At 62.3% G+C, this 24,458-nt stretch carries 23 protein-coding genes; 11 read left to right on the forward strand and 12 right to left on the reverse strand.

Annotated features, from left to right (window positions below; all coding sequences use genetic code 11):
* The first annotated feature begins 10 nt into the window (after nt 1-10).
* Both ACP6KB_RS00635 and ACP6KB_RS00640 read left to right on the forward strand, forming a co-directional pair.
* Entirely contained in the window at nt 11-2,167 is a 2,157-nt protein-coding gene (locus ACP6KB_RS00635; RefSeq protein WP_442111288.1) for a type I secretion system permease/ATPase, read from the forward strand.
* A 7-nt stretch (nt 2,168-2,174) separates the two neighbouring features.
* Nucleotides 2,175-3,530, forward strand: coding sequence for an HlyD family type I secretion periplasmic adaptor subunit (locus tag ACP6KB_RS00640; protein ID WP_442114236.1), 1,356 nt, complete (start codon nt 2,175-2,177; stop codon nt 3,528-3,530).
* A gap of 91 nt (nt 3,531-3,621) precedes the next feature.
* On the opposite strand, the gene ACP6KB_RS00645 is transcribed toward ACP6KB_RS00640, so the two are convergent.
* Entirely contained in the window at nt 3,622-4,632 is a 1,011-nt protein-coding gene (locus tag ACP6KB_RS00645) for a helix-turn-helix transcriptional regulator (protein WP_442111290.1), read from the reverse strand.
* A gap of 207 nt (nt 4,633-4,839) precedes the next feature.
* Between ACP6KB_RS00645 and ACP6KB_RS00650 the strand changes: the two genes are divergently transcribed.
* From ACP6KB_RS00650 to ACP6KB_RS00675, 6 genes are all read left to right on the forward strand, one after another.
* The gene (locus ACP6KB_RS00650; protein ID WP_442111292.1) at nt 4,840-5,658 is read left to right on the forward strand and encodes a tetratricopeptide repeat protein; all 819 of its coding nucleotides are present in this window, start codon (nt 4,840-4,842) and stop codon (nt 5,656-5,658) included.
* Between the two features lie 93 nt (nt 5,659-5,751).
* A complete protein-coding gene (locus ACP6KB_RS00655; RefSeq protein ID WP_442111294.1) occupies nt 5,752-6,204 on the forward strand; it encodes a MarR family winged helix-turn-helix transcriptional regulator in 453 nt (150 codons plus the stop codon).
* On the forward strand, nt 6,201-8,291 hold the full coding sequence (locus ACP6KB_RS00660; protein ID WP_442111296.1) for an FUSC family protein: 2,091 nt from the start codon (nt 6,201-6,203) through the stop codon (nt 8,289-8,291). The genes ACP6KB_RS00655 and ACP6KB_RS00660 overlap by 4 nt, the downstream gene beginning before the upstream one ends.
* Nucleotides 8,288-8,500 (forward strand): DUF1656 domain-containing protein, encoded by a 213-nt coding sequence (locus ACP6KB_RS00665; protein WP_442111298.1) that lies wholly within the window; start codon nt 8,288-8,290, stop codon nt 8,498-8,500. Before ACP6KB_RS00660 ends, ACP6KB_RS00665 begins: the two co-directional genes overlap by 4 nt.
* Nucleotides 8,497-9,372, forward strand: coding sequence for an efflux RND transporter periplasmic adaptor subunit (locus tag ACP6KB_RS00670; RefSeq protein ID WP_442111300.1), 876 nt, complete (start codon nt 8,497-8,499; stop codon nt 9,370-9,372). The genes ACP6KB_RS00665 and ACP6KB_RS00670 overlap by 4 nt, the downstream gene beginning before the upstream one ends.
* Nucleotides 9,369-10,769, forward strand: coding sequence for an efflux transporter outer membrane subunit (locus ACP6KB_RS00675; RefSeq protein WP_442111302.1), 1,401 nt, complete (start codon nt 9,369-9,371; stop codon nt 10,767-10,769). The genes ACP6KB_RS00670 and ACP6KB_RS00675 overlap by 4 nt, the downstream gene beginning before the upstream one ends.
* Nucleotides 10,770-10,881: 112 nt before the next feature.
* On the opposite strand, the gene ACP6KB_RS00680 is transcribed toward ACP6KB_RS00675, so the two are convergent.
* Nucleotides 10,882-11,628: a slipin family protein gene (locus tag ACP6KB_RS00680; protein ID WP_442111304.1), complete on the reverse strand. Its 747-nt coding sequence runs from the start codon at nt 11,626-11,628 to the stop codon at nt 10,882-10,884.
* A 2-nt stretch (nt 11,629-11,630) separates the two neighbouring features.
* Nucleotides 11,631-13,016 (reverse strand): NfeD family protein, encoded by a 1,386-nt coding sequence (locus ACP6KB_RS00685; protein WP_442111306.1) that lies wholly within the window; start codon nt 13,014-13,016, stop codon nt 11,631-11,633.
* A gap of 102 nt (nt 13,017-13,118) precedes the next feature.
* Here ACP6KB_RS00685 and ACP6KB_RS00690 point away from each other — a divergent pair, with 102 nt between their 5' ends.
* The 3 genes from ACP6KB_RS00690 (at nt 13,119) to ACP6KB_RS00700 (ending at nt 14,588) form a co-directional block, all read left to right on the forward strand.
* On the forward strand, nt 13,119-13,577 hold the full coding sequence (locus ACP6KB_RS00690) for an aminoacyl-tRNA deacylase (RefSeq protein ID WP_442111308.1): 459 nt from the start codon (nt 13,119-13,121) through the stop codon (nt 13,575-13,577).
* Nucleotides 13,578-13,637: 60 nt separating this feature from the next.
* Nucleotides 13,638-13,877, forward strand: coding sequence for a DUF2789 domain-containing protein (locus ACP6KB_RS00695; protein WP_133216342.1), 240 nt, complete (start codon nt 13,638-13,640; stop codon nt 13,875-13,877).
* A 63-nt stretch (nt 13,878-13,940) separates the two neighbouring features.
* On the forward strand, nt 13,941-14,588 hold the full coding sequence (locus tag ACP6KB_RS00700) for an NADH:ubiquinone oxidoreductase subunit N (protein ID WP_442111310.1): 648 nt from the start codon (nt 13,941-13,943) through the stop codon (nt 14,586-14,588).
* A 16-nt stretch (nt 14,589-14,604) separates the two neighbouring features.
* Here the strand turns inward: ACP6KB_RS00700 and ACP6KB_RS00705 are convergent, their stop codons facing one another.
* The 9 genes from ACP6KB_RS00705 to ACP6KB_RS00745 all read right to left on the reverse strand — a co-directional run bounded on the left by ACP6KB_RS00705 (nt 14,605) and on the right by ACP6KB_RS00745 (nt 24,444).
* Entirely contained in the window at nt 14,605-15,045 is a 441-nt protein-coding gene (locus tag ACP6KB_RS00705; RefSeq protein ID WP_442111312.1) for a CBS domain-containing protein, read from the reverse strand.
* Nucleotides 15,046-15,246: 201 nt separating this feature from the next.
* Nucleotides 15,247-16,503, reverse strand: coding sequence for a VWA domain-containing protein (locus ACP6KB_RS00710; protein ID WP_442111314.1), 1,257 nt, complete (start codon nt 16,501-16,503; stop codon nt 15,247-15,249).
* A gap of 11 nt (nt 16,504-16,514) precedes the next feature.
* Nucleotides 16,515-17,750: a VWA domain-containing protein gene (locus ACP6KB_RS00715; protein WP_442111316.1), complete on the reverse strand. Its 1,236-nt coding sequence runs from the start codon at nt 17,748-17,750 to the stop codon at nt 16,515-16,517.
* 45 nt (nt 17,751-17,795) lie between these two features.
* Nucleotides 17,796-18,299, reverse strand: a complete 504-nt coding sequence (locus tag ACP6KB_RS00720; RefSeq protein ID WP_442111318.1) for a hypothetical protein — start codon at nt 18,297-18,299, stop codon at nt 17,796-17,798.
* Between the two features lie 9 nt (nt 18,300-18,308).
* Nucleotides 18,309-19,049, reverse strand: coding sequence for a hypothetical protein (locus ACP6KB_RS00725; RefSeq protein ID WP_442111320.1), 741 nt, complete (start codon nt 19,047-19,049; stop codon nt 18,309-18,311).
* Nucleotides 19,050-19,070: 21 nt separating this feature from the next.
* Nucleotides 19,071-20,597: a formylglycine-generating enzyme family protein gene (locus ACP6KB_RS00730; RefSeq protein WP_442111322.1), complete on the reverse strand. Its 1,527-nt coding sequence runs from the start codon at nt 20,595-20,597 to the stop codon at nt 19,071-19,073.
* 16 nt (nt 20,598-20,613) lie between these two features.
* On the reverse strand, nt 20,614-21,837 hold the full coding sequence (locus ACP6KB_RS00735; RefSeq protein ID WP_442111324.1) for an ABC transporter permease: 1,224 nt from the start codon (nt 21,835-21,837) through the stop codon (nt 20,614-20,616).
* On the reverse strand, nt 21,821-22,519 hold the full coding sequence (locus tag ACP6KB_RS00740; protein WP_442111326.1) for an ABC transporter ATP-binding protein: 699 nt from the start codon (nt 22,517-22,519) through the stop codon (nt 21,821-21,823). Before ACP6KB_RS00740 ends, ACP6KB_RS00735 begins: the two co-directional genes overlap by 17 nt.
* 5 nt (nt 22,520-22,524) lie before the next feature.
* Nucleotides 22,525-24,444, reverse strand: coding sequence for a vWA domain-containing protein (locus ACP6KB_RS00745; RefSeq protein ID WP_442114237.1), 1,920 nt, complete (start codon nt 24,442-24,444; stop codon nt 22,525-22,527).
* Nucleotides 24,445-24,458: the final 14 nt, after the last annotated feature.

Consider the following 24,458-nt stretch of genomic DNA (forward strand, 5'->3'; position numbering starts at 1 on the left):
GAGAAGCCGCGTGGAATCAGAAGTCAGTCGAGTCCAACTCAGCCATGATCCACGCAGCCAGCACGACGACCCGCTGCTGGACAGCCTTTTGTCACTGTGTGTGCTGCACCAGAAGCCCGCCAGTCGAGCCATGCTGACCACCGGCCTGCCGCTGCCGGAGCAGCGCCTGAGCCCGGAACTGCTGCCACGCGCAGCAGCCCGTGCTGGTCTGCAGGGTCGTCTGTTGCAACGCAAGCTTGAGCAGATCCCGAGCATTGCCATGCCCGCCATGCTGCTGCTCAAGGACGGTCGCAGTACGGTGCTGCTCGGTTGGGAAAATGACGATACCGCGCGGCTGTTGCTCAGCGAGAGTGACGGCGGCGAGGTCCACGTCAGCCGCGAGGCGCTGCAGGCGGACTACAGCGGCCGGGTGTTTTTTGCCCAGCCGCAGCACAAGTTCGACGTCAATCACGGCAACCTGATTCCCCGCGCCCGCTCCTGGTTCCGCGACACGCTCAAGCGCAGCCGCTGGCTGTACATCGATGCCATTGCCGCAAGCCTGGTGATCAACCTGATCGCCCTGGCGGCGCCGCTGTTCGTCATGAACGTCTACGACCGGGTGGTACCCAACCAGGCGACGGCGACCCTGTGGGTGCTGGCCATCGGTATTGCCGGTGCCTATATCTTCGACTTGATCCTCAAAGGCCTGCGCAGTTTGTGCCTTGACCTGGCGGGGAAAAAGACTGACCTGATCATCTCGGCCACGCTGTTCGAACGCATTGTCGGCATGGCGATGAAGTACCGTCCGGCGCGGGTCGGCAGCTTTGCCCAGAACATTCACGAGTTCCAGGGGCTGCGTGATTTCCTGGCCTCGCTGACCCTGGCGAGTCTTATCGACCTGCCGTTCACCCTGCTGATCTTGCTGGTGATCGCCATCATTGGCGGGCACCTGGTGTGGATCCCGATCATTGCCTTCCCGCTGGCCCTGGGCATTGGCTACGCCCTGCAGAAGCCCCTGACCGCCACGCTTGAGCAAACCATGGCCCTGGCCTCCGAGCGCCAGTCGAGTCTGATCGAGACCTTGGCCGGCCTTGATGCGGTCAAGGTCAATAATGCCGAGAGCGAGCGCCAGTACATGTGGGAGCAGACCATCGGCACCCTTAGCCGTCTGGAACTGCGAGTCAAAGTGCTGTCTGGCCTGGCGATGAACATCACCCTGCTGATCCAGCAACTGGCGGGTGTGGCGCTGATCTGTGCCGGTGTCTACCAGATCATTGCCGGCAACCTCAGTATGGGCGGCCTGATTGCCTGTTACATGCTCAGTGGTCGCGCCCTGGGCCCGATGGCGCAACTGTCCGGTTTGCTCACCCGCTACCAGCAGGCCAAGGTCACCATGGTGTCGACCGACCAAATGATGGCGCTGCCGCAGGAGCGCAACTTCGAAGAGCGCCCGCTGAGCCGTCAGGTGCTGCAAGGTGCGATTGAGTTCCGCGGTGTCGATTTCACTTACCCGAACCAGCAGAACCAGGCGCTCAAGGGCGTCAACCTGGTCATTCGGCCGGGTGAAAAGATCGGCATCATTGGCCGTAGTGGCTCCGGTAAGAGCTCGCTGGCCAAGCTTATTGTCGGCCTCTACGAAGCCGACAAAGGCTCGCTGCTGGTCGACGGCGTAGACATCCGCCAGATCGACGTCAGCGAACTGCGCCACAATGTCGGTTACGTGCCGCAAGACATTCAGCTGATGGCCGGTACCCTGCGTGACAACCTGGTCAGCGGCGCACGTTACGTCGAAGATGAACTGGTGCTGCAGGCCGCCGAGCTGTCGGGCGTCCATGAATTCGCGCGCCTGCACCCGCAAGGCTATGAGCTGCAGGTGGGTGAGCGTGGCCAGAACCTCTCTGGCGGTCAGCGCCAGAACGTCGCCCTGAGCCGGGCACTGCTGCTCAATCCGCAGATCCTCTTGCTCGATGAACCCACCAGCGCCATGGACAACACCGGCGAGGAACGTCTCAAGCAGCGCCTGCAGGCCGTTATCGAGAGCAAAACCGTGGTCCTGGTCACCCACCGGGCATCGTTGTTGTCACTGGTCGATCGTCTGATCGTCGTTGACCGGGGGCAGATTGTTGCGGATGGCCCGAAAGCCGCCGTTATGGATGCGCTGAAGAAGGGGCAGATCAGTGTTGCATAAGATCGATATGGGCCAATTCAAAGAGAACCTGCGCAAATACTTCAAAGGCACCGATTCCCTTAGCGGCCAGCCACTGCCAGAGGTCAACAAGGCGCTGATCGAAGATGCGCCGCGCATCGTGCGCATGACCATCTGGGGGGTAATCGCCTTCTTCCTGTTCATGGGGCTGTGGGCCAACTTCGCGATCATCGACGAAGTCACCCGCGGTGAAGGCAAGGCAATTCCTTCGTCCAAGCTGCAGAAAATCCAGAACCTGGAAGGCGGTATCGTTGCGCAGATCTACGCCAAAGAGGGTCAGATCGTCGAAGCGGGCGCCCCTTTGCTGCGCCTGGACGACACGCGTTTTGTCTCCAACGTCGGTGAAACCGAGGCAGACCGGCTGGCCATGGCGCTGCGTGTAGAGCGCTTGAGTGCTGAGGTTGAAGACCGCCCACTGAAAATCGACGAAGAGATTCGCAAGGCCGCACCAAGCCAGGCAGCCAACGAAGAGGCGCTGTACCAGAGCCGTCGTCAGCAATTGCAGGACGAAATCGGCGGCTTGCAGGAGCAGTTGGTACAACGTCAGCAAGAATTGCGCGAGTTCAGTTCCAAGCAGGCCCAGTACCGCAACAGCCTGCAGCTGTTGCGCCAGGAAATCAGCATGTCTGAGCCGCTGGTAGCCCAGGGCGCGATTTCCCAGGTTGAAGTGCTGCGCCTCAAGCGTGCCGAAGTGGAGAACCGCGGCCAGCTGGACGCCACGTCATTGGCCATCCCGCGCGCCGAATCGGCGATCAAGGAAGTAGAGCGCAAGATTGACGAGACTCGCGGCAAATTCCGTAGCGATGCGCTCACCCAGCTTAACGAAGCACGTACCGACCTGAGCAAGGCTCAAGCCACTGGCAAAGCCCTGGATGACCGGGTCAACCGGACCCTGGTGACCTCGCCGGTTCGCGGTATCGTCAAGCAGCTGTTGGTCAACACCGTGGGTGGTGTGATCCAGCCGGGCAGTGACCTGGTTGAAATCGTACCGTTGGACGACACCCTGCTGGTTGAAGCGCGTGTGCGGCCGCAAGACATTGCCTTCCTGCATCCTGGCCAGGAAGCCATGGTCAAGTTCACCGCCTATGACTTCACCATCTATGGTGGCCTGAAAGCCAAGCTTGAGCAGATTGGTGCCGACACCATCACCGATGAAGAAAAGAACACCTTCTACGTGATCAAACTGCGCACCGAGCGCAGCCACCTGGGTACTGACGACAAACCGTTGTTGATCATCCCGGGCATGGTCGCTTCGGTGGACATCATCACTGGCAAGAAAAGCGTGTTGAGCTACCTGCTCAAACCGATCATCCGCGCCCGCGCCGAAGCCCTCCGCGAACGCTAAGAGCGGGCTTTCTGTAGGAGCGGGCTTGCCCCGCGATGCGACGTGACTGACGGATCGCAATCGCGGGGCAAGCCCGCTCCTACCGGGTGTTTTAAGCGGTCTGGTACTGCGCCGCTGCATTGCTCAACGTTTCGGCAATCTGCTGGCGCAGGGCCAGAGGCTGTTCAACGATCAAACTGTCGCCCTGACTCAACAGCCACCAGCGCAACTGCCAGCTGTTACTCACCGTCGCCTGCAAACAATGGCCGTGCTCCAGTTGCGTCAGTTGCATGTCCGCCGACAGCGGCGTTTCCCGCACCAAACGCGCCAGGTTATCGCTGATCCAGGCGTGCAATTCGATCTTGTCGGTGTCACCGAACTGCAGCGCATCGCTACGCAGGTAGGCCTGCAGATCAAAGTCGCGCAGGCCTTCGGTGGCGGTGTCGAGTACGCGCAGCTGGCGGAAGCGATGCACGGCGAACTGACGAATGTCGCTGTAAGGGGCCGCGGTGGCAATCAGGTAACTGATCTGCCCACGCTGAATCAGCGCCAACGGATTGAGGGTCAACTGGCTAACCCGGTCGTTGTGCGCCGAATAGTACTGGCAGTGCAGTTGGTATTCTTCAAGCAAGGCTTCTTGCAGGGTTTCCAGAATAGTGTCCGGAACTTCCGGGGCCTGCATATTCAGGTCCGCCCGCACACTCGCAACCTTGTCCAGCCAGCGCGCCGCCTTGTTGGCGCTGGACAGGTGTTCGAGCTTCTGCCGCGCATGATTAAAGCGCGCATCCAGCACTTTGAGCATGCTGCTGGGCAATAGCGGTCGCACCGCTTCTTCAACCAATGCCAGGCTCAGCGCCTCATTGACACTGATCCCGCGCAATTCAACGCAGGCGTTGGCCGCCCAATGCCAGCCGTAGGGAATGCTCTTGTCGTTGCGTTCCAACGGGAAAATCAGCGACAGCTCGTTCAAGTCGCGTTCGATGCTGCGTTTGCTGATGGTAAAGCCGGCGCCTTGCAAACGGGCGACCAGCTCGGCGCTGGTAATACCGGGCGAACGGCTGGGCAATTGGCGCAGCAGCTCCCATTGGCGGCTGAGGGTGGCACGGGTAGTGGCAGAGGGCAAAAGATAACGTCCTTGTCTAGGCTTGCGGTTGTAGCATGGTCCCAGCGGAGAGATATGGCAATTGGCCATTTATCTTTCAATTCAAGGATGAAGCCGTTGATTTGCCTCAAACGGATTGTTCGCGACAGGTTTTGTCGTCGCAGTGAGCAGAATCACGCCTCATCACACCCGCCATCAGTCTGGATGGGTTGTTCAATGAGGATGAACATGTCAGCTGCCAGCAACATCTACCCACTGCTCGAGCGTCTGCTGCCTGAGCGAATCATTCCGATGCCGGGTCGCTCCGGGCAGTTGGAGCGGTTGTACGCCGGGGTAGGTATGCCCAGTCAGCGGGCGGCTTTGGGCGAAAGCTTCATCCTGATCAGCCGCCTGGAAGAAGCCAGCGATCTGCAAGCGCTGTACAGCGAGCTGCGTGGCCTGGCACTGGATGGCAGTGTGGCGGCGCTCAACGACCTGGGCTGGATCTGGCTCAATGGCAAATACTGGCGCGCCGACCCGCCGCTGGCCGGTCACTTGCTGCGCATGGCCGCGCTGCAGGGCAGTGCCGCGGCCTGGTTCAACCTGGGGCAGCAGTACTATTTCGGCAAGGGTGTGGAGGTTGCCTATGCCAGCGCGGCCGAGTATTACCAACACGCCTTCGAGCGTGGCATGGAGCAGGCAGCCGCGGCCCTGGGTGATCTCTACGAGGAAGAAATCTGCGACAGCGACGCGCAGCAGTGGCAGGTCGATCTGCACATGGCTTACAGCTGGTTCTTGCGAGGTGCGCAGCGTGGCGAGGCGCGTTGCCGCTTCGAAGTCGGTTATCGGCTGCTGCATGGGCAAACCGTGGCCGTCGATCAGAAGGCCGGCATCTATTGGCTGGAGCTGGCGGCCGTCGCGGGGGTGATGCAGGCGGCTGAAGAGCTGGCAGTGCACTTCAGCGTGTCACACAACAACCTGCGCTACCTATACTGGCGTGACCAGGCCATTGCGATGGGCAGTTCGTTGGCGCTGACCATGAAGCTCGACGATCAACTCCAGCCCTGAGAGGGCAGTCGTCAGCCACGCTTGACGGCGGAGGCGTTGTTCGCAGAACATTGATAGTTAGCAAACTATGAATATAGCGATGACCCTCCCTTCATGACTCGTGACGCACTGCAACAGAACATCAGCAGCGGTATGGTGGTGGCCAGTCGGCATTGGCGGCGCATGTGCCAGACGACCTTGGCCGACTACGGTATTTCCGAGGCGTGCGCCATGCCGCTGCTGATGATCATGCGCCTGGGTGATGGTGTTCACCAGGTGGCCGTTGCCCGGGCCGCAGGCCTTGAGAGCCCGTCACTGGTGCGCCTGCTCGATCAACTGTGCAAAGCCGGATTTGTCTGCCGCAGCGAAGACCCGGTAGATCGCCGGGCCAAAGCCCTGAGTCTGACCAGCAGGGGGAGGGTTGTGGCCGAGGCCATTGAAAGCGAACTGACGCGCTTGCGCCGTGAGGTGCTCAAGGACATTGACGAGGCCGATCTATTGGCCACCCAGCGGGTGCTGCGGGCTTTTGAACAGGCGGAACAACGCATGGCAGGAGTGCCGTCGTGAAGGGTTTTTTCAGCACCGTGCCGCCCGCGCGTGACTGGTTCTATGGCGTGCGCACCTTCGCGGCATCGATGATCGCCCTGTACATCGCCTTGCTCATGCAACTGCCGCGGCCTTACTGGGCCATGGCCACCGTCTACATCGTTTCCAGCCCCTTTGTCGGCCCCACCAGTTCCAAGGCCCTGTACCGCGCATTGGGCACGTTGCTGGGCGCTGCTGGTGCGGTGTTCATGGTGCCCTTGCTGGTGCAGACTCCGGTGCTGCTGACCGTGGCTATCGCCTTGTGGACCGGCACCTTGCTGTTCCTTTCCCTGCACCTGCGCACGGCCAACAGCTATGCCCTGATGCTGGCGGGCTATACCTTGCCGATGATCGCCTTGCCGGTTGTCGATGACCCGCTGCGGGTGTTCGATATCGCCTCGTCCCGGGCGCAGGAAATCTGTCTGGGGATCGTCTGTGCTGCGGTTGTCGGGGCGATTTTCTGGCCCCGCCGACTGACACCGGTACTGGTGAGTGCCAGTGGCAACTGGTTCAACGAAGCGATCCGCTACAGCGATACCTTTCTCGCTCGTGCCGCATCACCGGAAACAGTCGGCAGCGCACGGGCCTCGATGGTGGCGACCTTCAATTCCCTGGAGTTGATGATCGGTCAGTTGCCTCACGAAGGTGCCCGTCCGCAAACGGTGAAAAACACCCGTGAGTTGCGCGGTCGGATGATTCACCTGCTGCCTGTCGTCGATGGCCTGGATGATGCTTTGCTCGCCCTGGAGGCCCGCGCGCCGGAGCAGGCCAGGCAACTGCAGCCGTTGTTGGAGCAAGCGCGCGAGTGGCTCAAAGCCACCGCCAGCGATGCCGCGCCGAGCCGCTGGTCGGCGTTGCGCGCGGAAATTGAGCACATGCAGCCCAGTGCCGCGTCGCTGGATCAGCGTCCGTCATTGCTGCTGTCCAACGCCCTGTACCGCCTGGCGGAATGGGTCGACCTGTGGCAAGACTGCTGCAGCCTGCTGCACGCCATCCGCAACGAAGATCAGTCCCCTTGGCGTGCGGTGTACCGGCATTGGCGCCTGGGTCGGCTGACGCCCTTCTTCGACCGAGGGCTGATGCTGTACTCGGTGTTCTCCACCGTCACCGCAATCATCGCCGCCACCAGCCTGTGGATTCTCTCCGGCTGGAACGACGGTGGCAGCGCAGTGATTCTCGCGGCGGTAGCGTGCAGCTTCTTCGCCGCGATGGACGACCCGGCACCGCAGATCTACCGGTTTTTCTTCTGGACCGCCGCCTCGGTGGTGTTCGCCAGCCTCTACCTGTTTCTGGTGCTGCCCAACCTGCACGACTTCCCGATGCTGGTGTTGGCGTTCGCCGTCCCGTTCATCTGCGTGGGCACCCTGACGGTACAGCCGCAGTTCTACCTGGGTACCTTGCTGACCATCGTCAACACGGCGTCGTTCATCAGTATCCAGGGTGCCTACGACGCTAACTTCCTGACCTTCGTCAACTCCAACCTGGCAGGGCCGGTGGGCTTGCTGTTCGCCTTTATCTGGACCCTGGTGATGCGCCCGTTCGGCGTGGAGCTGGCGGCCAAGCGCCTGACGCGTTTCAGTTGGCACGACATCGTCGGCATGACCCGCCCCGCGACCCTGGCCGAACATCGCCGCCTCGGTGTGCAAATGCTCGACCGCCTGATGCAACACCTGCCACGCCTGACCCAGACCGGCCAGGACACCGGCAGCGCCCTGCGCGATCTGCGCGTCGGCCTGAGCCTGCTCGACGTGCTGGCCTATGCGCCACGGGTGGGCGCACAACCACGGCAAATGCTGGAACGCGTGGTCGCGGAGGTGGGTGCGCATTTCCAGGCCTGCCTCGATGCCCGCCGTCGTCTGCACGCGCCCGAAGCACTGCTGCAGAACATGGAGCGCGCACGCCGCGCGCTGAACCTCAATGACCTGGCAGACAGCGCCGAAGCCCGGGTGCACCTGTTGCACGCCTTGAGCGGCTTGCGCCTGGCGTTGTTGCCTGGCGTCGAGGTGGTGCTGGAGCCCTCTGATGACCAACCGCAATTGCCTTATGGTATCGATGGAGCGCCCCTGTGATCGGTGAACTGGATATCAGCGGGGTGTTCCTGCCCACGCTATTGGTAATGATGGTTGCCACCTACCTGTTGTTTCTCGGGGTGCACGCGGTGCTCATCCGCGTGCATTTCTACCGCCTGGTCTGGCACCGGGCGTTGTTCAACGTTGCGCTTTACGCCGTGCTGCTCGGCACGGTTGACCACTTTTGCCGAAACCTGATGCTGCCATGAAAAAACCTTTATTGACCCTGGGCCGCGTGGTCCTGACCCTGCTGGTAGTGACACTGGCGACCGTTCTGGTCTGGCAGATGGTCATGTACTACATGTTTGCCCCCTGGACCCGCGACGGGCATATCCGCGCCGACGTGATCCAGATCGCGCCAGACGTGTCTGGCCTGATCCAGCAGGTTGAAGTGCGCGACAACCAAGTGGTCAAGCGCGGCGACGTGCTGTTTACCATCGATCAAGACCGCTTCCGCCTGGCTCTGCGCCATGCCCAGGCGACCTTGGCGGAACGCAAGGAAACCCTGGCTCAGGCCCAGCGTGAGGCGCGCCGTAACCGTGGCCTGGGTAACCTGGTGGCGCAGGAGCAACTCGAAGAAAGCCAGTCGCGAGAGGCGCGGGCACAGTCGGCGCTGGCCGAGGCGCAAGTGGCGGTGGACGCTGCTCAGCTCAACCTCGACCGCTCGGTGGTGCGTAGCCCGGTGGATGGCTACCTCAACGACCGCGCCCCGCGTGCCCATGAATTCGTCAGCGCAGGCAAGCCGGTGCTGGCAGTGGTCGATAGCGCCTCGTACCACGTCGACGGCTATTTTGAAGAAACCAAACTGGGGGGTATCCACATCGGTCAGGCTGTGGATATCCGCGTCATGGGTGACAGCGCTCGCCTGCGCGGACACGTGCAAAGCTTTGCCGCCGGTATTGAAGACCGCGACCGCACCAGCGGCGCCAACCTGCTGCCCAACGTTAACCCGGCCTTCAGTTGGGTGCGCTTGGCGCAGCGGATTCCAGTGCGGATCGCCTTCGACGAAGTGCCGGCAGACTTTCGCATGATCGCCGGACGCACCGCGACGGTGTCGATCATCGACGGTAACGAGCAATGAAACGACTGTCGTTGCTCGGCCTGAGCGTGCTGCTGTCGGCCTGCCAGATGGTTGGGCCGGACTACAAAGTGCCGAAAGAGGCGGCCGTCCAGCGTGCTGACCTGCAAGGTGAGTTGCGCCAGGACGCCAATAGCGTGGTGTCTGCGCCAGTGCCCGCGAACTGGTGGCATCTGTATCACGACCAGCGGTTAAACAGCCTGGTCAGTCAGGCGCTGGCGGCCAACAGCGAACTGCGTGTTGCCGCCGCCAACATCGCCCGTGCCCGGGCGCAGGTCGAACAGGCTGAAGCCCAGGGCGGACTCAACGGTGGGGTAAAGCTGGGCGCACAGCGCTTGCAGGAATCCGGCGAAGCCTTCCTGCTGCCGGAAAAAGTCCCGGTGGCGAACATCGGTGAAGCGATCATCAGCGCTTCTTATCAGTTTGACCTGTGGGGCACCCTCAAGCGTGGCGTAGAGGCTGCCCAGGCCAACGCCGATGCAACCCAGGCCGCTGCCGACACCGCGCGCATTACCTTGGTGGCCGATGTCGTGCAGGCCTACACCCAGGTGTGTGCGGCCAACGAGGAATACCACATCGCCCGCGAGTCGCTGGACCTGCAGGAACAGAGCGTCAACCTCACCCAGCGCCTGCGTGACGCCGGGCGTGGTGATGAAACTCAGGTAACCCGCTCGCAGACCCAGTTCAAATCACTGCGTGCCGAGTTGCCTCGTTACCAGGCGGCCCGCGAGGCTGGCCTGTACACCCTGTCGATGCTGCTGGCCAAACCGGTGGCGCAGTTGCCCGCGGGGACTGCCGAGTGTGCGGAATTGCCGCACATCGCCCAGGTATTGCCCGTGGGTGATGGCGCTGCGCTGCTCAAGCGCCGCCCTGACATCCGTCAGGCCGAACGCCAGCTGGCCGCCTCTACCGCGACCATCGGCGTGGCGACCGGGCAGTTGTACCCGGACATCAGCATCGGTGCGCAGGTAGGTACCATCGGCATCCTCGAAAACCTTGGCGAACCCGCCACCAATCGCTGGGGCTTTGGCCCATTGCTGACCTGGACTGTCCCGACCAACGGCTCACGGGCGCGCATCCGCGAGGCCGAGGCCTCGACCCAGGCGGCGTTGGCGCATTTTGACGGGGTGGTGCTCAACGCCATTCGCGAAACCCAGACCAGCCTGGCGCAGTACAGTGCACTGCTGCAGCGGCGTGATGCCCTGGCCGACGCCGAGCGCTCCGCGCAACAGGCGGCAGACCAGACCCATCGCTTCTACCAGGCTGGGCGTGAGTCCTTCCTGGCTGATCTGCAGGCGACACGGACCTACACCGACATGCGCGCGCAACTGGCCATGGCCAACACCCAAGTGGCGATGGGCCAGATCAGACTCTTCCTGGCCCTGGGCGGCGGCTGGTAACCCCCTCCGGTAGGAGCGGGCTTGCCCCGCGATAGCGATCTGTCAGTCACATCGCATCGCGGGGCAAGCCCGCTCCCACAGGTAGTGCAGACAGTTGTTCCCACCGAGGTTGTCATTTGTCCATCATGCCCTTGAGCAAATCGATCGGCACTGGGAAGACGATGGTCGACGATTTGTCCCCAGCAATCGTGCCCAACGTCTGCATGTAGCGCAGTTGCATGGCCCCCGGCTGGCGCCCGAGCATTTCCGCCGCCTGCATCAGCTTTTCCGACGCCTGCAGTTCACCTTCGGCATGAATCACCTTGGCCCGCCGTTCACGTTCGGCTTCAGCCTGACGGGCAATAGCGCGGATCATCGATTCATTGAGGTCAACATGCTTGATCTCGACGTTGGCCACCTTGATGCCCCAGGCGTCGGTCTGCGCGTCGAGAACCTGGCGGATATCCAGGTTCAGGCGCTCACGCTCGGCCAGCAGTTCATCCAGCTCGTGTTTACCAAGCACGGCGCGTAAGGTGGTTTGTGCCAGCTGGCTGGTGGCCATGAGAAAGTCCTCGACCTGGATGATCGCTTTCTGCGGATCGAGCACGCGAAAGTACAGCACCGCGTTCACTTTGACCGAGACGTTGTCGCGGGTGATGACATCCTGCGGCGGCACATCCAGCACCACGGTCCGCAGGTCCACCTTGACCATTTGCTGTACGCCGGGAATCAGCAGCACCAAACCCGGCCCCTTGACCCGCCAGAAGCGCCCAAGCTGGAACACCACGCCGCGCTGATACTCGCGCAGGATGCGAAACGCCGACAGCAGCAACACCGCAGCAAAAGCCAGTAGTGCACCAATGCCCAGTTCGAAAAACATCTTCAGTCTCCTTGCACCGCAGCCTCGGCTGCAGCACTGACGTCCAGTAGTACGCCCTTGCGTGAGATCACCCGGACGTGTTGCCCCACCTGTAGCGGCGTCTGGCATTGCGCCTGCCACTGTTCACCCTGTGCTTGCACAGAGCCGATGTATGGATCGCTGTCGTTCACCGCCATGACCGTGGCCAGGCTGCCGACCAGCCCAGCGTCACCGCTGACCAGCGCTCGTCGGCGTGCTTTCACCGCCATGCCCACCACACCACCGAGCAGCAGGGCCGAGAACAGCGCCAGAAACAGGATCAGCGGTAGCGGGATGCCGAAGCCCGGCACATCGGTGTCCATCAGAATCACCGCACCCACCACAAAGGCGACGATGCCGCCGAAGCCGACCACGCCAAAGCTGGGCATGAAGGCTTCGGCGATCATGAACGCCACCCCAAGCAGGATCAGCCCGGCGCCGGCATAGCTCACCGGCAGCAGTTGCAAGGCGTACAGCGCCAGCAACAGGCAGATGCCACCGATCACCCCGCCTACGCCGGAGCCGGGGCTCATGAACTCGAACATCAGGCCGTAGACACCGATCATGATCAGAATCAGCGCCACACTGGGGTTGGTGATCACCGCCAGCAAGCGTGTGCGCCAGTCGGGCTGGCGCTCGATCACGGCCGCGTTGGCGGTGTTCAGGGGGCGCGATTGCCCGGCGGCTTCGAGGGTTTTGCCGTCCAGTTGGCGAAGTAGATCCGGCAGGTCGTTGGCGACGCGGTCGATGACTTTCAGGCGCAGCGCTTCGCTGGCGGGCAGGCTGACAGCGTCACGCACAGCCTGCTCGGCCCATTCGGCATTGCGCCCGCGCAGTTGCGCCAGGCTGCGAATGTAAGCGGCAGCGTCGTTGACCTGTTTGCGGGTCAAGGTGTCTTGCTCGGTGGGTGCCGGTTGCTTGTCGCCGGTCGGTGCTGCCGGTGGTGCGCCCGGGTCTTTCGGCGTACCGGGCAAGCCGCCGATCTGCACCGGGGTGGCAGCACCCAGGTTGGTGCCGGGGGCCATCGCGGCCACGTGGCTGGCATAGAGAATGTAGGTACCGGCGCTCGCCGCCCGCGCACCGCTGGGCGCAACGAAGCTGGCGACGGGCACAGGGCTGGCAAGGATCGCCTTGATGATCTCGCGCATCGAGCTATCGAGCCCGCCCGGTGTATCCAGGCGAATCACCACCAGTTGCGCCTGGTCGGTTTTGGCTTGTTGCAGGCCACGTATCAGATAATCGGCACTGGCCGGACCGATGGCGTCGTTAATACTGAGCACCAATACCGAATGAGCGGGCGCTGCCTGGCTGCCAGGCAACGCGCCGAGCAAGAGCAGGAAGAGCAGGTGCCGACACCAACGAGCGATCACCTGAATTCACCCGGATTGTGCGTGTCTACTAAGTTTAGTCTGCTGCCTGCAGGCGCACGGCCTAAACTTCAACAGTGGGGGAGCTCTCTCTGGAGGTGCATCATGCGTATGGCAAAAACCCTGCAGCAGTGCCTGGACAAGGCCGGCTGCGACTACGACATCGTTCCTCACGCGCACTCATCCACCAGCCTTGAGTCGGCGCGCATGGCAGGGGTTCCGGCCGAGCGGGTGGCCAAGTCAGTCATGCTCGACGACCGTCATGGCAACTACCTGATGGCCGTGCTACCGGCCAATCGTCACCTGGACATGAGCAAAGTGCAGGCCACCGGACAGTGGCACATGACCTCGGAAAGCAACTTGCCCCACTTGTTTGGCGACTGTGAACGCGGCGCCATTCCGGCCATGGGCGATGCCTACTCGATCAAGATGCTGGTTGACCCAACCCTGACCCGCCAAGGCGATGTCTATGTCGAAGCCGGCGATCACGACCACCTGATCCACATGAACATGGCGCAATACCTGAAACTGGTGCCTAACGCCGAAGTGCGTGAGGTTTGCTGATGATCAACCCACTGCCAGGCTGGCGTCGTGGACGGCTGGTCTGGCGCTAAGGAGTGACCTATGGAAGCACCCAATCACAAGTTTTCAGAATTGTTCAAACAGCTTGGCTTGCCCGACGACCCGGTTGGCATCGACCAGTTCATCACCAGCCATTCGCCGCTCAAAGGCGAGATCAAACTGGTCGACGCACCGTTCTGGAACGAGTCGCAACGGACCTTTCTCAAGGATAGTATCGAGGAAGATTCGGACTGGGCAGTGATGTTCGATCAGCTCAATGAGGCCCTGCGAAATAAACGCTGAGTGGCACTGATACCGGCGTGCGGCGTTGCTATGCTCAGAAAAAAACAACAGGGGGATAGCGCAATGAAAGATCCCTATGCCGTCGGTTTCTGGTGTTCCGTGAGTGCTTTGGGCCTGCTGACCGTCGGTTATTTCTACGGCGTCAAACAGAGCTATCAACTGGACCAGGCCCTGGTATTTCTCTACGCAGCCAGCGGAGTGATCGGGGCACTGGCATTGACTGCACTGGCCTGGATTGCCTGGCAGCAATTACGGGTCAGCAAGCGCCAGCTGGCTCAGGGCCGAACGCTGGTGGCGATCTGGAACACCAAAGTCGCCTTGCGGCGCGTTGAAACCGTTTTCGACCGCTACTTCTGGGGCAGCTACTGGCAGCCGGGGCGAACCTTTCAGGAAGTTATGGGCGAGTTGGAAGGCACGCCGCTGGAGCAAAGCCTGGAAGCCCTGAAACGCGAGTGCCGGGAGCTGGACAAAGAAACCCACGACCTACGCCGACACTGGCTGGACAACGCCCGCGAACTCTCCACCGTCGCCACCGCCATGGCCCGTGAGCGCTATCAACTGGACCTGTGCGATTCGCAGCAAAGCGGCGGACGAGGCGGACGAGGCGGCGCGGTACTGAACCGCGACCTGGAAGTGCTGGTGTACACCTGGTCGGCACGCCTGCGCAGCTTCGACCACCAGCTCGATGAGCTGGAGGGCGAATACCGCTGAGCCGCTACGCGGCGAATCAATCGCCGCGAATGTACTGTTCCAGCTGCTGAATCATATTGGCTTGCTCGGCGATGGCTTCTTTGACCAGGTCGCCAATCGACAGCAGGCCCAACAGCTCGCCGTTCTCCACCACCGGCAGGTGGCGCAAATGGCTGTTGGTCATCATGTTCATGCAGTACTCGATGTTCTGGTGCGGGTCCACGGTGATTACCGGTGCGCTCATGATCGCGCTGACCGGAGTACCCACTGACGAGCGGCCCTTGAGCACCATCTTGCGCGCGTAGTCGCGCTCACTGACGATCCCCACCACTTGGCCACCCTCGACCACAGGCAAGGCGCCGACGTTTTTCTCGGCCATCAACTTGAGGGCATCGAGGACCATTTGCCCGGGGCCAATGGTATGAACCTGCTGGTGCTGCTGGGCTTTGGTTTTCAGGAGCTGTGCCACGGTTTTCATAGAGGCCTCTGCAATGCTGGGAGTTGATGACGGCAGATAGCTAAAGAATCGTGTACAGACGGCCACAGAGCAAGAGCGAAAGCGGCATCGAGCCCATTGAAAAACGTCATCAACCACCGCGGGTAGGAGCGGGCTTGCCCCGCGATAGCGGTGTGTCAGTTTCACCGCATCGCGGGGCAAGCCCGCTCCCACCGGGGGGAGTTAGTTGCAGTCGGAGGCGCTGGACACCTCTTGGCTGGCCTCTTTGAGGGCGGCGGCGACGGCGGCGGCATCGTTGGCGGTGTAAACCCGGCCACCGGTGTTTTCAGCCGCGCAATTGGAGCCGGTGCTTTTGCTGATGTTGACGATGTTGATCCGCAGTCGTGGCTGTTGCTCGGCAATCTGCTTGGACACAGCACACACACTGCGCCCACAGCTGTCGCTGCCATCGACGAACATCACGATTACACCATCACGGTCGCGGCCGTTCATCTGGCTGGCGGCGGCGTCAAGGCTGTCGCCCAGCGCCGTACCGCCGGAAGGCTGCAACTTGTTGATCTTGTCGATCAGGACGTTGCGTTGGCCGGGGTTGAATACGCCATGGTCCAGCGGTGCCCGGCAACCCTCGAAGGTGACCAGGCGCATGTCGATATCGTTGTCCAGGTTCTGAATGACTGAGCTCAGCGAGGTCTTGGCCACATCCATGCGCGAAATCCGCTGCGCGGCGTCGTACGGCAGGAACTCCTCCACCAGCGGCACCCTGCGCAGCAGCGTGATGTACCACTGCTCGTCTTCACGCTTGACCCGAATCCGCTCATCCATGGAGCCCGAGGTGTCGAGCACCACGGTAAATTCCGAGGCCTTGAATGCCCCGCCAGGGGTGCAGGCCTGTGGCCCAGCGGCTTGCCAGAGCTGACGCAGCGTCGGCCATAGCTGGTACAAACCGTATAGCAACGCGAGCAACAACAAGCCCAGCAGCCACGGCCACAGCACCAGCGGCCGACGTTGGCGCACCGGGCGTGGAGGAGGTGGCGGCGGGGCCGGTTTTGGAGCGGCTGGCGCTGCGACGGGAGGTGGCGCCTGCACAGGCGCTGGCTGACCCCAACGCACCACCAGTGGCTCACCGTTGATGCTGTACAGGTTGTTCAGGTCAGGGCTGCCAATCAGCTGGTTCAGCGCCTGCGCTGCCGCTGGCTGGCCACGTCGCTCCAGCTCCTGAGCAAGCTGCTGAACGGCGGCCTGGCGCTCTTCATAACGCTGCAGCAGTTGCGCCTGCTGTTCCCGCTCGAGGCTGGCATACAGGTGCGGCTGACCTTCCAGCGTTGACCACCACTCCAGCACACCATCACGGCCTTGGCGCGGAATGGCATACAGCTGGGCAATGCTCAGCGGAAAGTGCTGGCGAATCAGCGCCACCGTCTGCTCCAGCACCGAGGCCGCTTGCTGGTTCGCCTGTGTGTCGCGTAGTACTCGTTGCATTTGCCCGGCCCTTAGTCGCAGTTGGCTTTGCTGGACACGTCCTGGCTCGCCGCCTCAAGGGCCACGGCCAGCTGTGCAGCATCGTTGGCCGAGTAGACCTGCCCACCGGTACTGGTGGCGATGCAGTCAGCCAGGCTGTTGTTGCTGATGTTGATCAGGTTGACCTTCAGTCGCGGTTGCTCTTGGGCGATGCGTTGCGCCACTTCGCAGACGTTCTGGCCGCAGCCATCCGCGCCGTCGACGAACATCACGATCACGCCGTCGCGGTTGCGGCCATCCATGGCGCGGGCAGCCATGTCCAGGCTGGCGCTGAGCGCGGTGCCATCGTTGGCGACCAGGCCCTGGATACCCTGGATCAAGGCCGGGCGCTGGGCCAGGTTGAATACGCCGTGGTCCACCGGCGTGCGGCAGCCGTCGAAGGTGACGATGCGCATGTCGATGGCCGGGTGCAGGTCATTGACCATTTGCGTCAGCGACTGCTTGGCCACATCCATACGAATCGGGCCCTGCATGATCCGTTTCAGGCGCACAAGGTCAGGTGCCGGGTTGTCCTGGTTTTCGAAGAACCACTGCTCATCGTCCAGCGTCGCTGCGACGTTGAGCTGCATGGAACCTGAGGTATCGAGCACCACCGACAGTTCTGGCGGCTGTACGGTAGGGCTCTTGATGCAGGCAAACGGCTTGGTCGGCGCCGGCTCGCCTTCGAACCAGCGCGCCAGGTACGGCCAGCCGAACCACAAGGCAGCCAACAGGGCCAGCAAGGCCAGTAGCGGCAGCAGGAACCACGGTAGCCAGATCCAGCGGCGGCGCACCGGGGCAACGGGCGGAGGCGGCGCAGGCGGTGGTGCAGGCGCCACGACCGGCTCGCCCCAACGCACCAGCAGCGGCTGGCCGTTGACGCTGTAGAGGTTATCCAGGTTGGCCGGGCCAATCAGGCGCCGCAAATTCAACGCCTCGCCCGACAAGCCACGCTGCTCCAGCTCGGCGGCCAGTTGCCGAATGGCGTCCTGACGCTGCTCGTAGACGTTCAGCAAACCCGCTTGCTGGTCAGCGTTGAGCTCGCGGTACAACCGTGGCTGGCCTTCAAGCTCGGTCCACCACTCACGCACGCCATCCTTGCCGCTGCGCGGAACGGCATACAGCTGGGCGACGCTGGGAGGGAAGTGCTTGGTGATGATCGCGATTGTCTGGACGAGATCGGCCAGGCCCGAATGGTCTGGCCCGGCATCACGGGTAACCCGCTGCATGATGGAATCCTGAAAAAGATCGGCAGCCGAAGCTGCCGAAGGGGCTTACTCGTAACCCAAGCTCAACTGCAGGCGGCTGACCTGCTGCTGGAGGGCTTTAAGCTCTTGTTTACGGGCTTCAAGCTGGGCGCTGCTGGCATTTTTTGCCGGTGCGCTCTGGCTGGCCTTGAGCTGTTTTTCCAACCCGGCGATCTGCTGTTGCACATCGCTTTTATTGCCGTGGCGGGCCTTGAGGGTGCTCAACAAACCGTTGAGCGACTTCTCCAGGCTCGCCTGCTGGCGCTGCTGGGTGGCCAGGTCCTGACGGGTCGAGGCTTGCAGCGCGCTGAGCTCGTCGAACACCTGGTTGAACTGGCGGTTCTGCTCACGGGCGGCGATCAGCTCTTGCTCGCTGTTGCGCACGCCCTCGGCGTAGCCGCCACCGTAATCACAGTTGAGCTTGCTGATCAGGCTGGCGCTGCTGTCCGAGGCGCTGCATTGCGAGGCAGTGGTGGCGCAGCCCGCCAGGGTGCTGAGCAGCAAGGCGCCAAGGCCGATTCGTAGCAACATGACTTATCCTCAGCCCAGAGTGATTGCCGAACGCTGGTTGTAGAGGCCATCGACCTCTTGCTGCAGCGACGCGACCTTGGTGTTCATTTTGGAAATCTCGGCCTCGACCTTCGCCACTTCAGCCGGGCTGGAACCGCTTTCACGCTCAAGCTTGGCGACGCCTTGGAACTCGGTGATGCGCTTTTGCATGTTGGTCACGTCTTTGCGCATCAGGTCGAGGTTCTTGTCGATGCTGGCGATGTTTTCCTTAGCCTTGGCCTTGTCGACGGTCTTGGCTTTGATGTCGCGCTGAATGTCGGCGATCTGCTGCTTGTCGTCGTTGATCACGCGCTGCAGGGTGGTGGTGCGCTCGGCGACTTTGGCGGTTTCTTTCTGCACGTCCGCGCTCATCACATTGAGGCGCTGAGTGGTGTCGGCGTATTTGGCGCGACGATCATCCAGGTAGTAGTTGGCGCCCATTGCCACGCCACAGGCGGCCAGGCCGGCAGCAACGGCGCAGACCGCCTTGTTGCTCGAGTTGGACAGGGTGCAGGCCAGCACGCCACCGGCAGCGGCAACCGCGCACGCCTGATAACCCGAGGTGCTGAAGAACTTGGCGTCGTTACCCGAGGTCAGGCGCGGGTCAGCGGTGCCTGGGCTGTTGTCGCCGAGCAGCGAACTGCCGGTGCTGGCGCAACCGCTGAGCACCAGGCTGGCCGCCATCATCAAACCGATCCACACCCGGGCAATACCTGGTTTTTTGCTGTTCACGTTAGCTTTCCTTGTTCGCGGTTAATTATGAGTTACGGCCTTGCAGCTCTTGAGCCAGGCGTTGATGTCGATCTTCTGGGTCTTGAGGAACGCTGCCTGGTTGCTCCAGTGGGTGCGCAGGTAAGGCGTCAATTCGGCAAGGTTCTTGTTCGCCGTCAGCACCCCTTCGAGCACCGGGATCTGCGCTTCGAGCAGCGGCTGGCCATAGAGCGAGGCCGAGTCCACCAGCGAGCTGGCGTAGTAACGGCTGAGCTTGTGCAGGCGGTCGTCTTGCTCGTCCAGTTTGGTTTTGCGCATGCCGCAGGTCGGGTCTTCCTCACCGGCCTTGCAGTTGGCGGCATAGTTTTTCTGCAGGAAGTCCAGGTACTGGCCGTCATCGAGCATCTTGGTGCACAGGAACGCACCGAGGTTGAGGCTGGCGCGGATCGCCTGGTCACGGGCTTCCTGCTGTTGCTGGTTGCTCGCGCGCAGTTGGTTTTCCACGCTTTTGAGCTGGTCTTTCAGGCCTTGGTCTTCAACGCTGGAGGCCAGGTCTTCAAGGGCTTTGACGGTGCCTTTGTCTTTCGGGTTGGCCGACGGCTGATCGTTGCCCAGCTTGCTCCAGCTCTTCTCGATGCTGCTGACGCGCTCACGCGAAGTCAGGGTCGGCGACACCAGCGCCAGGCGCACACCGTTGGTTTTTTTCGTCACCGGGCCCTCGCCGTTGTAGTACGGCTCTTCCTGGCGAAGCGCTGTGCGCAACTGGCCTTCGGCGGTCAGGTAGTTGCCGCCGCGCACCACATAGCCACCGGCCTGACCGTGCTGACGGTCGAGTTTGTTCAGGCGGAAGGGTTCGAACATCATCTCGCTGGCGTTGCCGAGCATGTCGTGCAGGCCCAGCGGGTTAGGCTTGAGCAGGCCGCTGAGCTGCAACTTGCCGTTGGCCGACTGCGCGCCCGCGTACCATTCATAGCTGTTCAGGCCTTCAGGCATGGGGTAACGGCCGTCACGGAATTCAGCCGTGCTGACCTGCAGACCACCACGGGCAGCAAACTCCCACTCGGTTTCGGTAGGCAGGCGCAGGAAGCCCTGGGCGCCGTCTTCGCTCGGTAGCTTGGCCGCAGCGTTGGCGCGCAGCCAGCGGTTGTATTTGTCGGCGGCCTGCAGGGCATCCAGCCAACTGACCGACACCACCGGCAAGCGCAGTTTGTTCGACGGCGTCGGGCAGGTTTCGCTGGTCAGGGCCTGGTACTGCAGCTGGGTCATCTCGTACTTGGCCATCAGGTAGTAACGCGACTTGTCACCCTTGGCGCTGGTGAAGCTGCCGGAGATGAAGGCGGGGCGGGTCTGTTCGACATAGCCCCACTCGGCGCTGTCCTGGCCGATGTTGATCGGGAAGTCGTCCAGCGGCCCGGCCAGCGGGATCAACACCTTGCGAAACACCATCGAGCCTTCGCACGGCATTGGCAGCACCACGTCATCGGCCTCTGGCATCGGGTTGTAGTGCTTTTCTTCCCAGGCAGCGGCTGAAGCGTTAAGCAGGTAGCCGAAACTCAGAGGTACAAACATCAGACGGCAGCAGGCTTTAAAGCTCACGCAAACTCTCCGCAGGTTGAATTCGAATCGCACGCAGGGCACCGATCAGGGCGACCAGGGCAGCGACCAGGAAGGCCAGGAACAAGGCCACCAGGCCATGCCAGACAGTGATGTGACAAACAAAGGTGCCGGTGGCCTGACTGCTGCCGAGCAAGTAATCGAACAGCAGGCTGCCGACGAAGTAACTGCCCAGCCCACCGAGGTAACCCACCGCACTCAGCAGCAATGCCTGCAGCACCACGTAGCCCGCCACTGCCGCACTGCCAAAGCCCAGCAGGCGCAGCACCGCCAGGTTGCGGCGTTTACGGTCGATGTTGGCGAGGAAGGCACCCACCAGCGAGGCGATGCAGCCGATCAGTGCGGCACCGGCAATCACGCTGAAGATCAGCCCCAACACGTGGTTGATGGCCTTGACGCTGTCGATCTCGGCCAGGCGGCTGCTGGTCTCGATGCGTTGTTCGTTGAGCCAGCGTTCCAACGGCTCGACGCTGTCGATATCGCGGGCATAGAGGCGGGCGCGGGCATAGCCGACGTTCACCCCGTCCAGGGTTTTGCCCGTCACACCGCCCAGCGCCGCGACCTGATAGCCATCGCGGTAATACTCAAGTTCAAGCAGCAGCTCGGGGCTGACAAACGCCGCCGGGCGGGCGAAGCGCGCAGGCTCCAGCACTGCCTGCACTTGCAGAGTCCGTTCCCCGCGCTCATTCACGCCGTCCATACGCCGGGCCACGCGCAGACGCACGCTGTCGCTGGCTTTGGCGCTCAGGCGCTCGGCGGCGCGCGCGCTGAGAATCACCTGATCACCCTGCAGGGCACTCAGGGGCGAGTTGAGCAACGGGTCGTTGGCCTGGGTTGGAATCACTTCGACGTTGTCAGCGAAGCGGCCACGCTCGCCGAGCAGGTCCGCCTGGGTGTTCAGCGAGCGGGTCTGGCCGATGGCGAAACCTACTTGCGGTTGTTGGCGTAGGGCTTCAATCCATTGGCGGTCATAGTGACCGCTGCTGAGCATTTTGATTTCAAGGTTGCGCGGGTCGCTCAACAGTTCGTTCTGCAACTGGCTGACCACGCCATGCTTGAGACCGAACAACAGCAGCAGCGGGGCAATCACCGCCACCAGCGACGCGGCCATGCACAGGGTGACCTTGCGGTCGTGCCAGAGGTCGGCCAGCGACAGCTGCAGGAGTAATCCGAGACGCTTATGCCAGGGCTTCAAAGCGCGTCTCTCCTTCACCGTTGACCGCGCCCAGGCGTGGCAAGCCGAAACTGTCGATCAGCGCCCAGTCGTGCGATACCACCAAAGCGCTGAGGCCCAGCTCGCTGACCAGATTGAGCAACAGCTCGAACAAACGCCGGGCGTTGAGCGGGTCGAGGGCTGCGGTGGGTTCATCGGCGAGCAGCAGGCGTGGCTCATGGGCAATCGCCCGAACGCAGGCCACGCGCTGACGCTCACCAATCGACAGCGCCTGGGGCAACTTGTCGAGCAGCGGGGCAAGGCGCAACACATCGATGGCTGTGCCTACTGCGTCACTGCGGCCGGAAAGGCCGAGCATGCGGCGTGGCAAGTTGATGTTCTCGCGCACCGTGAGATACGGCAGCAGACCACCGTTCTGCAGCACGAAACCCAACTGCTGCGAACGCACAGCAGCCAATTCTGCCTCACGCTCAGCGGCCAGCAACCGCGCTACGTCCAGCGCCTCTGGCCCCAGTTGGTAGCGCTCCAGCGCCTGCGGCGCCAGCAACAGGCCGATGGCTTCGAGCAGGGTGCTTTTGCCGCAGCCGCTTTCGCCGGTGATCGCGCAGATCTCTCCTTGGCGCAGCTGCAGCGAGTCCAGCCGTACCTGGTGGGCTTGCGGGCCTTGCCCGCGCACCACCAGCAGTCCTTTGATATCCAGCATGGGGCTTAGGGCATCATCTCAAGCGGAACGGGATACACGTTGTCACGGCTGTCGCTGCCTGGCGCCAGTGCTACCCAGCGGTCCACATCAGCGTTGTAGCGCTGGTAGTGGCGCAGCTTGGTGCTCAGGTTGCGGATGAATTTCTCCTGCGCCAGGCCGTCCAGGCCTTTCCAGGTTTCTTCATCGAGGTTGAGCACCTCGCTCTGGTACGGCAGGTCTTCCAGGTACTCACCCAGCACGCCGAGGTCGGCAACACGGGTGGTCGAACCTTGCTTGAGCTGGTTCGGGTCAGCACCCATGGTGGCGGCGACCGAACGCAGGCGGGTGAACATCTCGCTTGGCGAAATCATGCCTTCGTTGGCCGCATCGACAATCTGCTTGAGCACATCGCTCAGGTCACTGAGCTGGGCCTTGGTCAGCAACACCCGCACATCGGTAGTCGGCAGGTTCTGCTTGATCAGGTCACGGTCGCTGATCCACGCCTGGAACACCGGTGGTGCCTGGGTGCCAGTGGTTTTGCCGAGATAAGCCAGTTGCATGGCGTGGCCGATCAGCGCGGCGTCTTCCAGCATCTTCTTCTCGGCCGGATCGACCTTGGCGTTGGTGGCGCTGCCGATTGCATCTTCACCCAGGTACGCGGATTTCACCTGTTGGGTGATGGCCGCAGCCAGGCCATCGACCTTGCGGCCGAAGGCTTCGACGTCACCGGCATTGACCGGGTAGTACAGCGAGGTATTGGTGCCGGGGTAGTTCGACAGGGCCCGGTACTGAGCTTCGGCGTGGCTGTGGTTCTTCGCGCCTTTCGGGGTTTTCAGGTGCAGGGTGTAGAGCGCGACGCCAGGGTTGCTGGCCTCGATCTTGACCTGCTCGGCGCCAAGGCCGGTGCCCGACAGCTTGTCGGTGCCGTCGATGGCACCGGCGTCGGTGATCAGCACCACGTACCGGGCGCCAAATTGGCTCCAGTCCACCTTGTCCACCGCGTGCATGACACCGGCATAGGCGTCTTCATCGAAGGTGCTGCTGGAGACTTTGGCCTGTTTGAGGTCAGCGACCTTGGCCATGAAGTCGGCACCGTCTTTGACCGTGTTGGGGTCGGCGTACATCTTGCTGACGTACTCCAGCCCAGGCACGGCCTTGGTGCTGGAACGGTAGGCAACCAGACCGAACTTGACCTGCTGACCGAGGTTTTCCTTCTCGATCTGCTCGTACACGCGCTTGATCGCTTCGCGGGTACGGTCGATGTATGGGTCCATGGAGATGGTCGAGTCGATGACGAACACCACCGCGGCACTGAACGCCTTCATCTGCGTCTTGGCTGCAGCAGGGGTGCTCGCAGACGCCGCAGCGGCATTGGCAGCATCCGCTTTGCTCACCGAGGCGACGTTGAGAATACGGGTACGGAAACCCTCTTCCGTCATCACTTCTTCGCCGCTCAGCACGGGCAGTAGGTAGAAGTTCTTCTGCATATCGACGAAGAACTCCGGCTCCTGGGCCAGAACGCCAGGGGCTTCGCTGCCTTGCTTGAGTTTGGCCCGCAGTGGCGCCACCTGGCTGACCGGATCCGGCGCGTCAAGGATGCCTTCGAGCTGGCTGCGCTCCTTGAAGAACATCAGGCGGTCGCGGTTGGCCGGGTTGGTGAAGGCCAGGGTCAGCTGCATCTTCCATTCAACGGTGCAGTCGCCGGGTAACCAGCCGATGCTCTTGCCTTGCGTGTCCGGGCCAACGCGCAGCCATTCCTGGGCACCCACCGTGCTGCGCTCGTACACATAGAAGCGGCTGAACGCGGGTTGGGCAGTACCGGCCGCATCACCGGCGGCGGTGCCGAGTTTGCAGCTTGGAGTGGTCAGTACACGCTGGAACAGGGTTTTCTTGCCAGCCTGCAGCAGCGGCTGGTCGGCCGCTTGCAGCAACGGGCTCAGGCTCATGGCCAACAGGGCAG

This window comes from Pseudomonas sp. NUPR-001 (assembly GCF_052147955.1).
Classification (GTDB): Bacteria; Pseudomonadota; Gammaproteobacteria; order Pseudomonadales; family Pseudomonadaceae; genus Aquipseudomonas.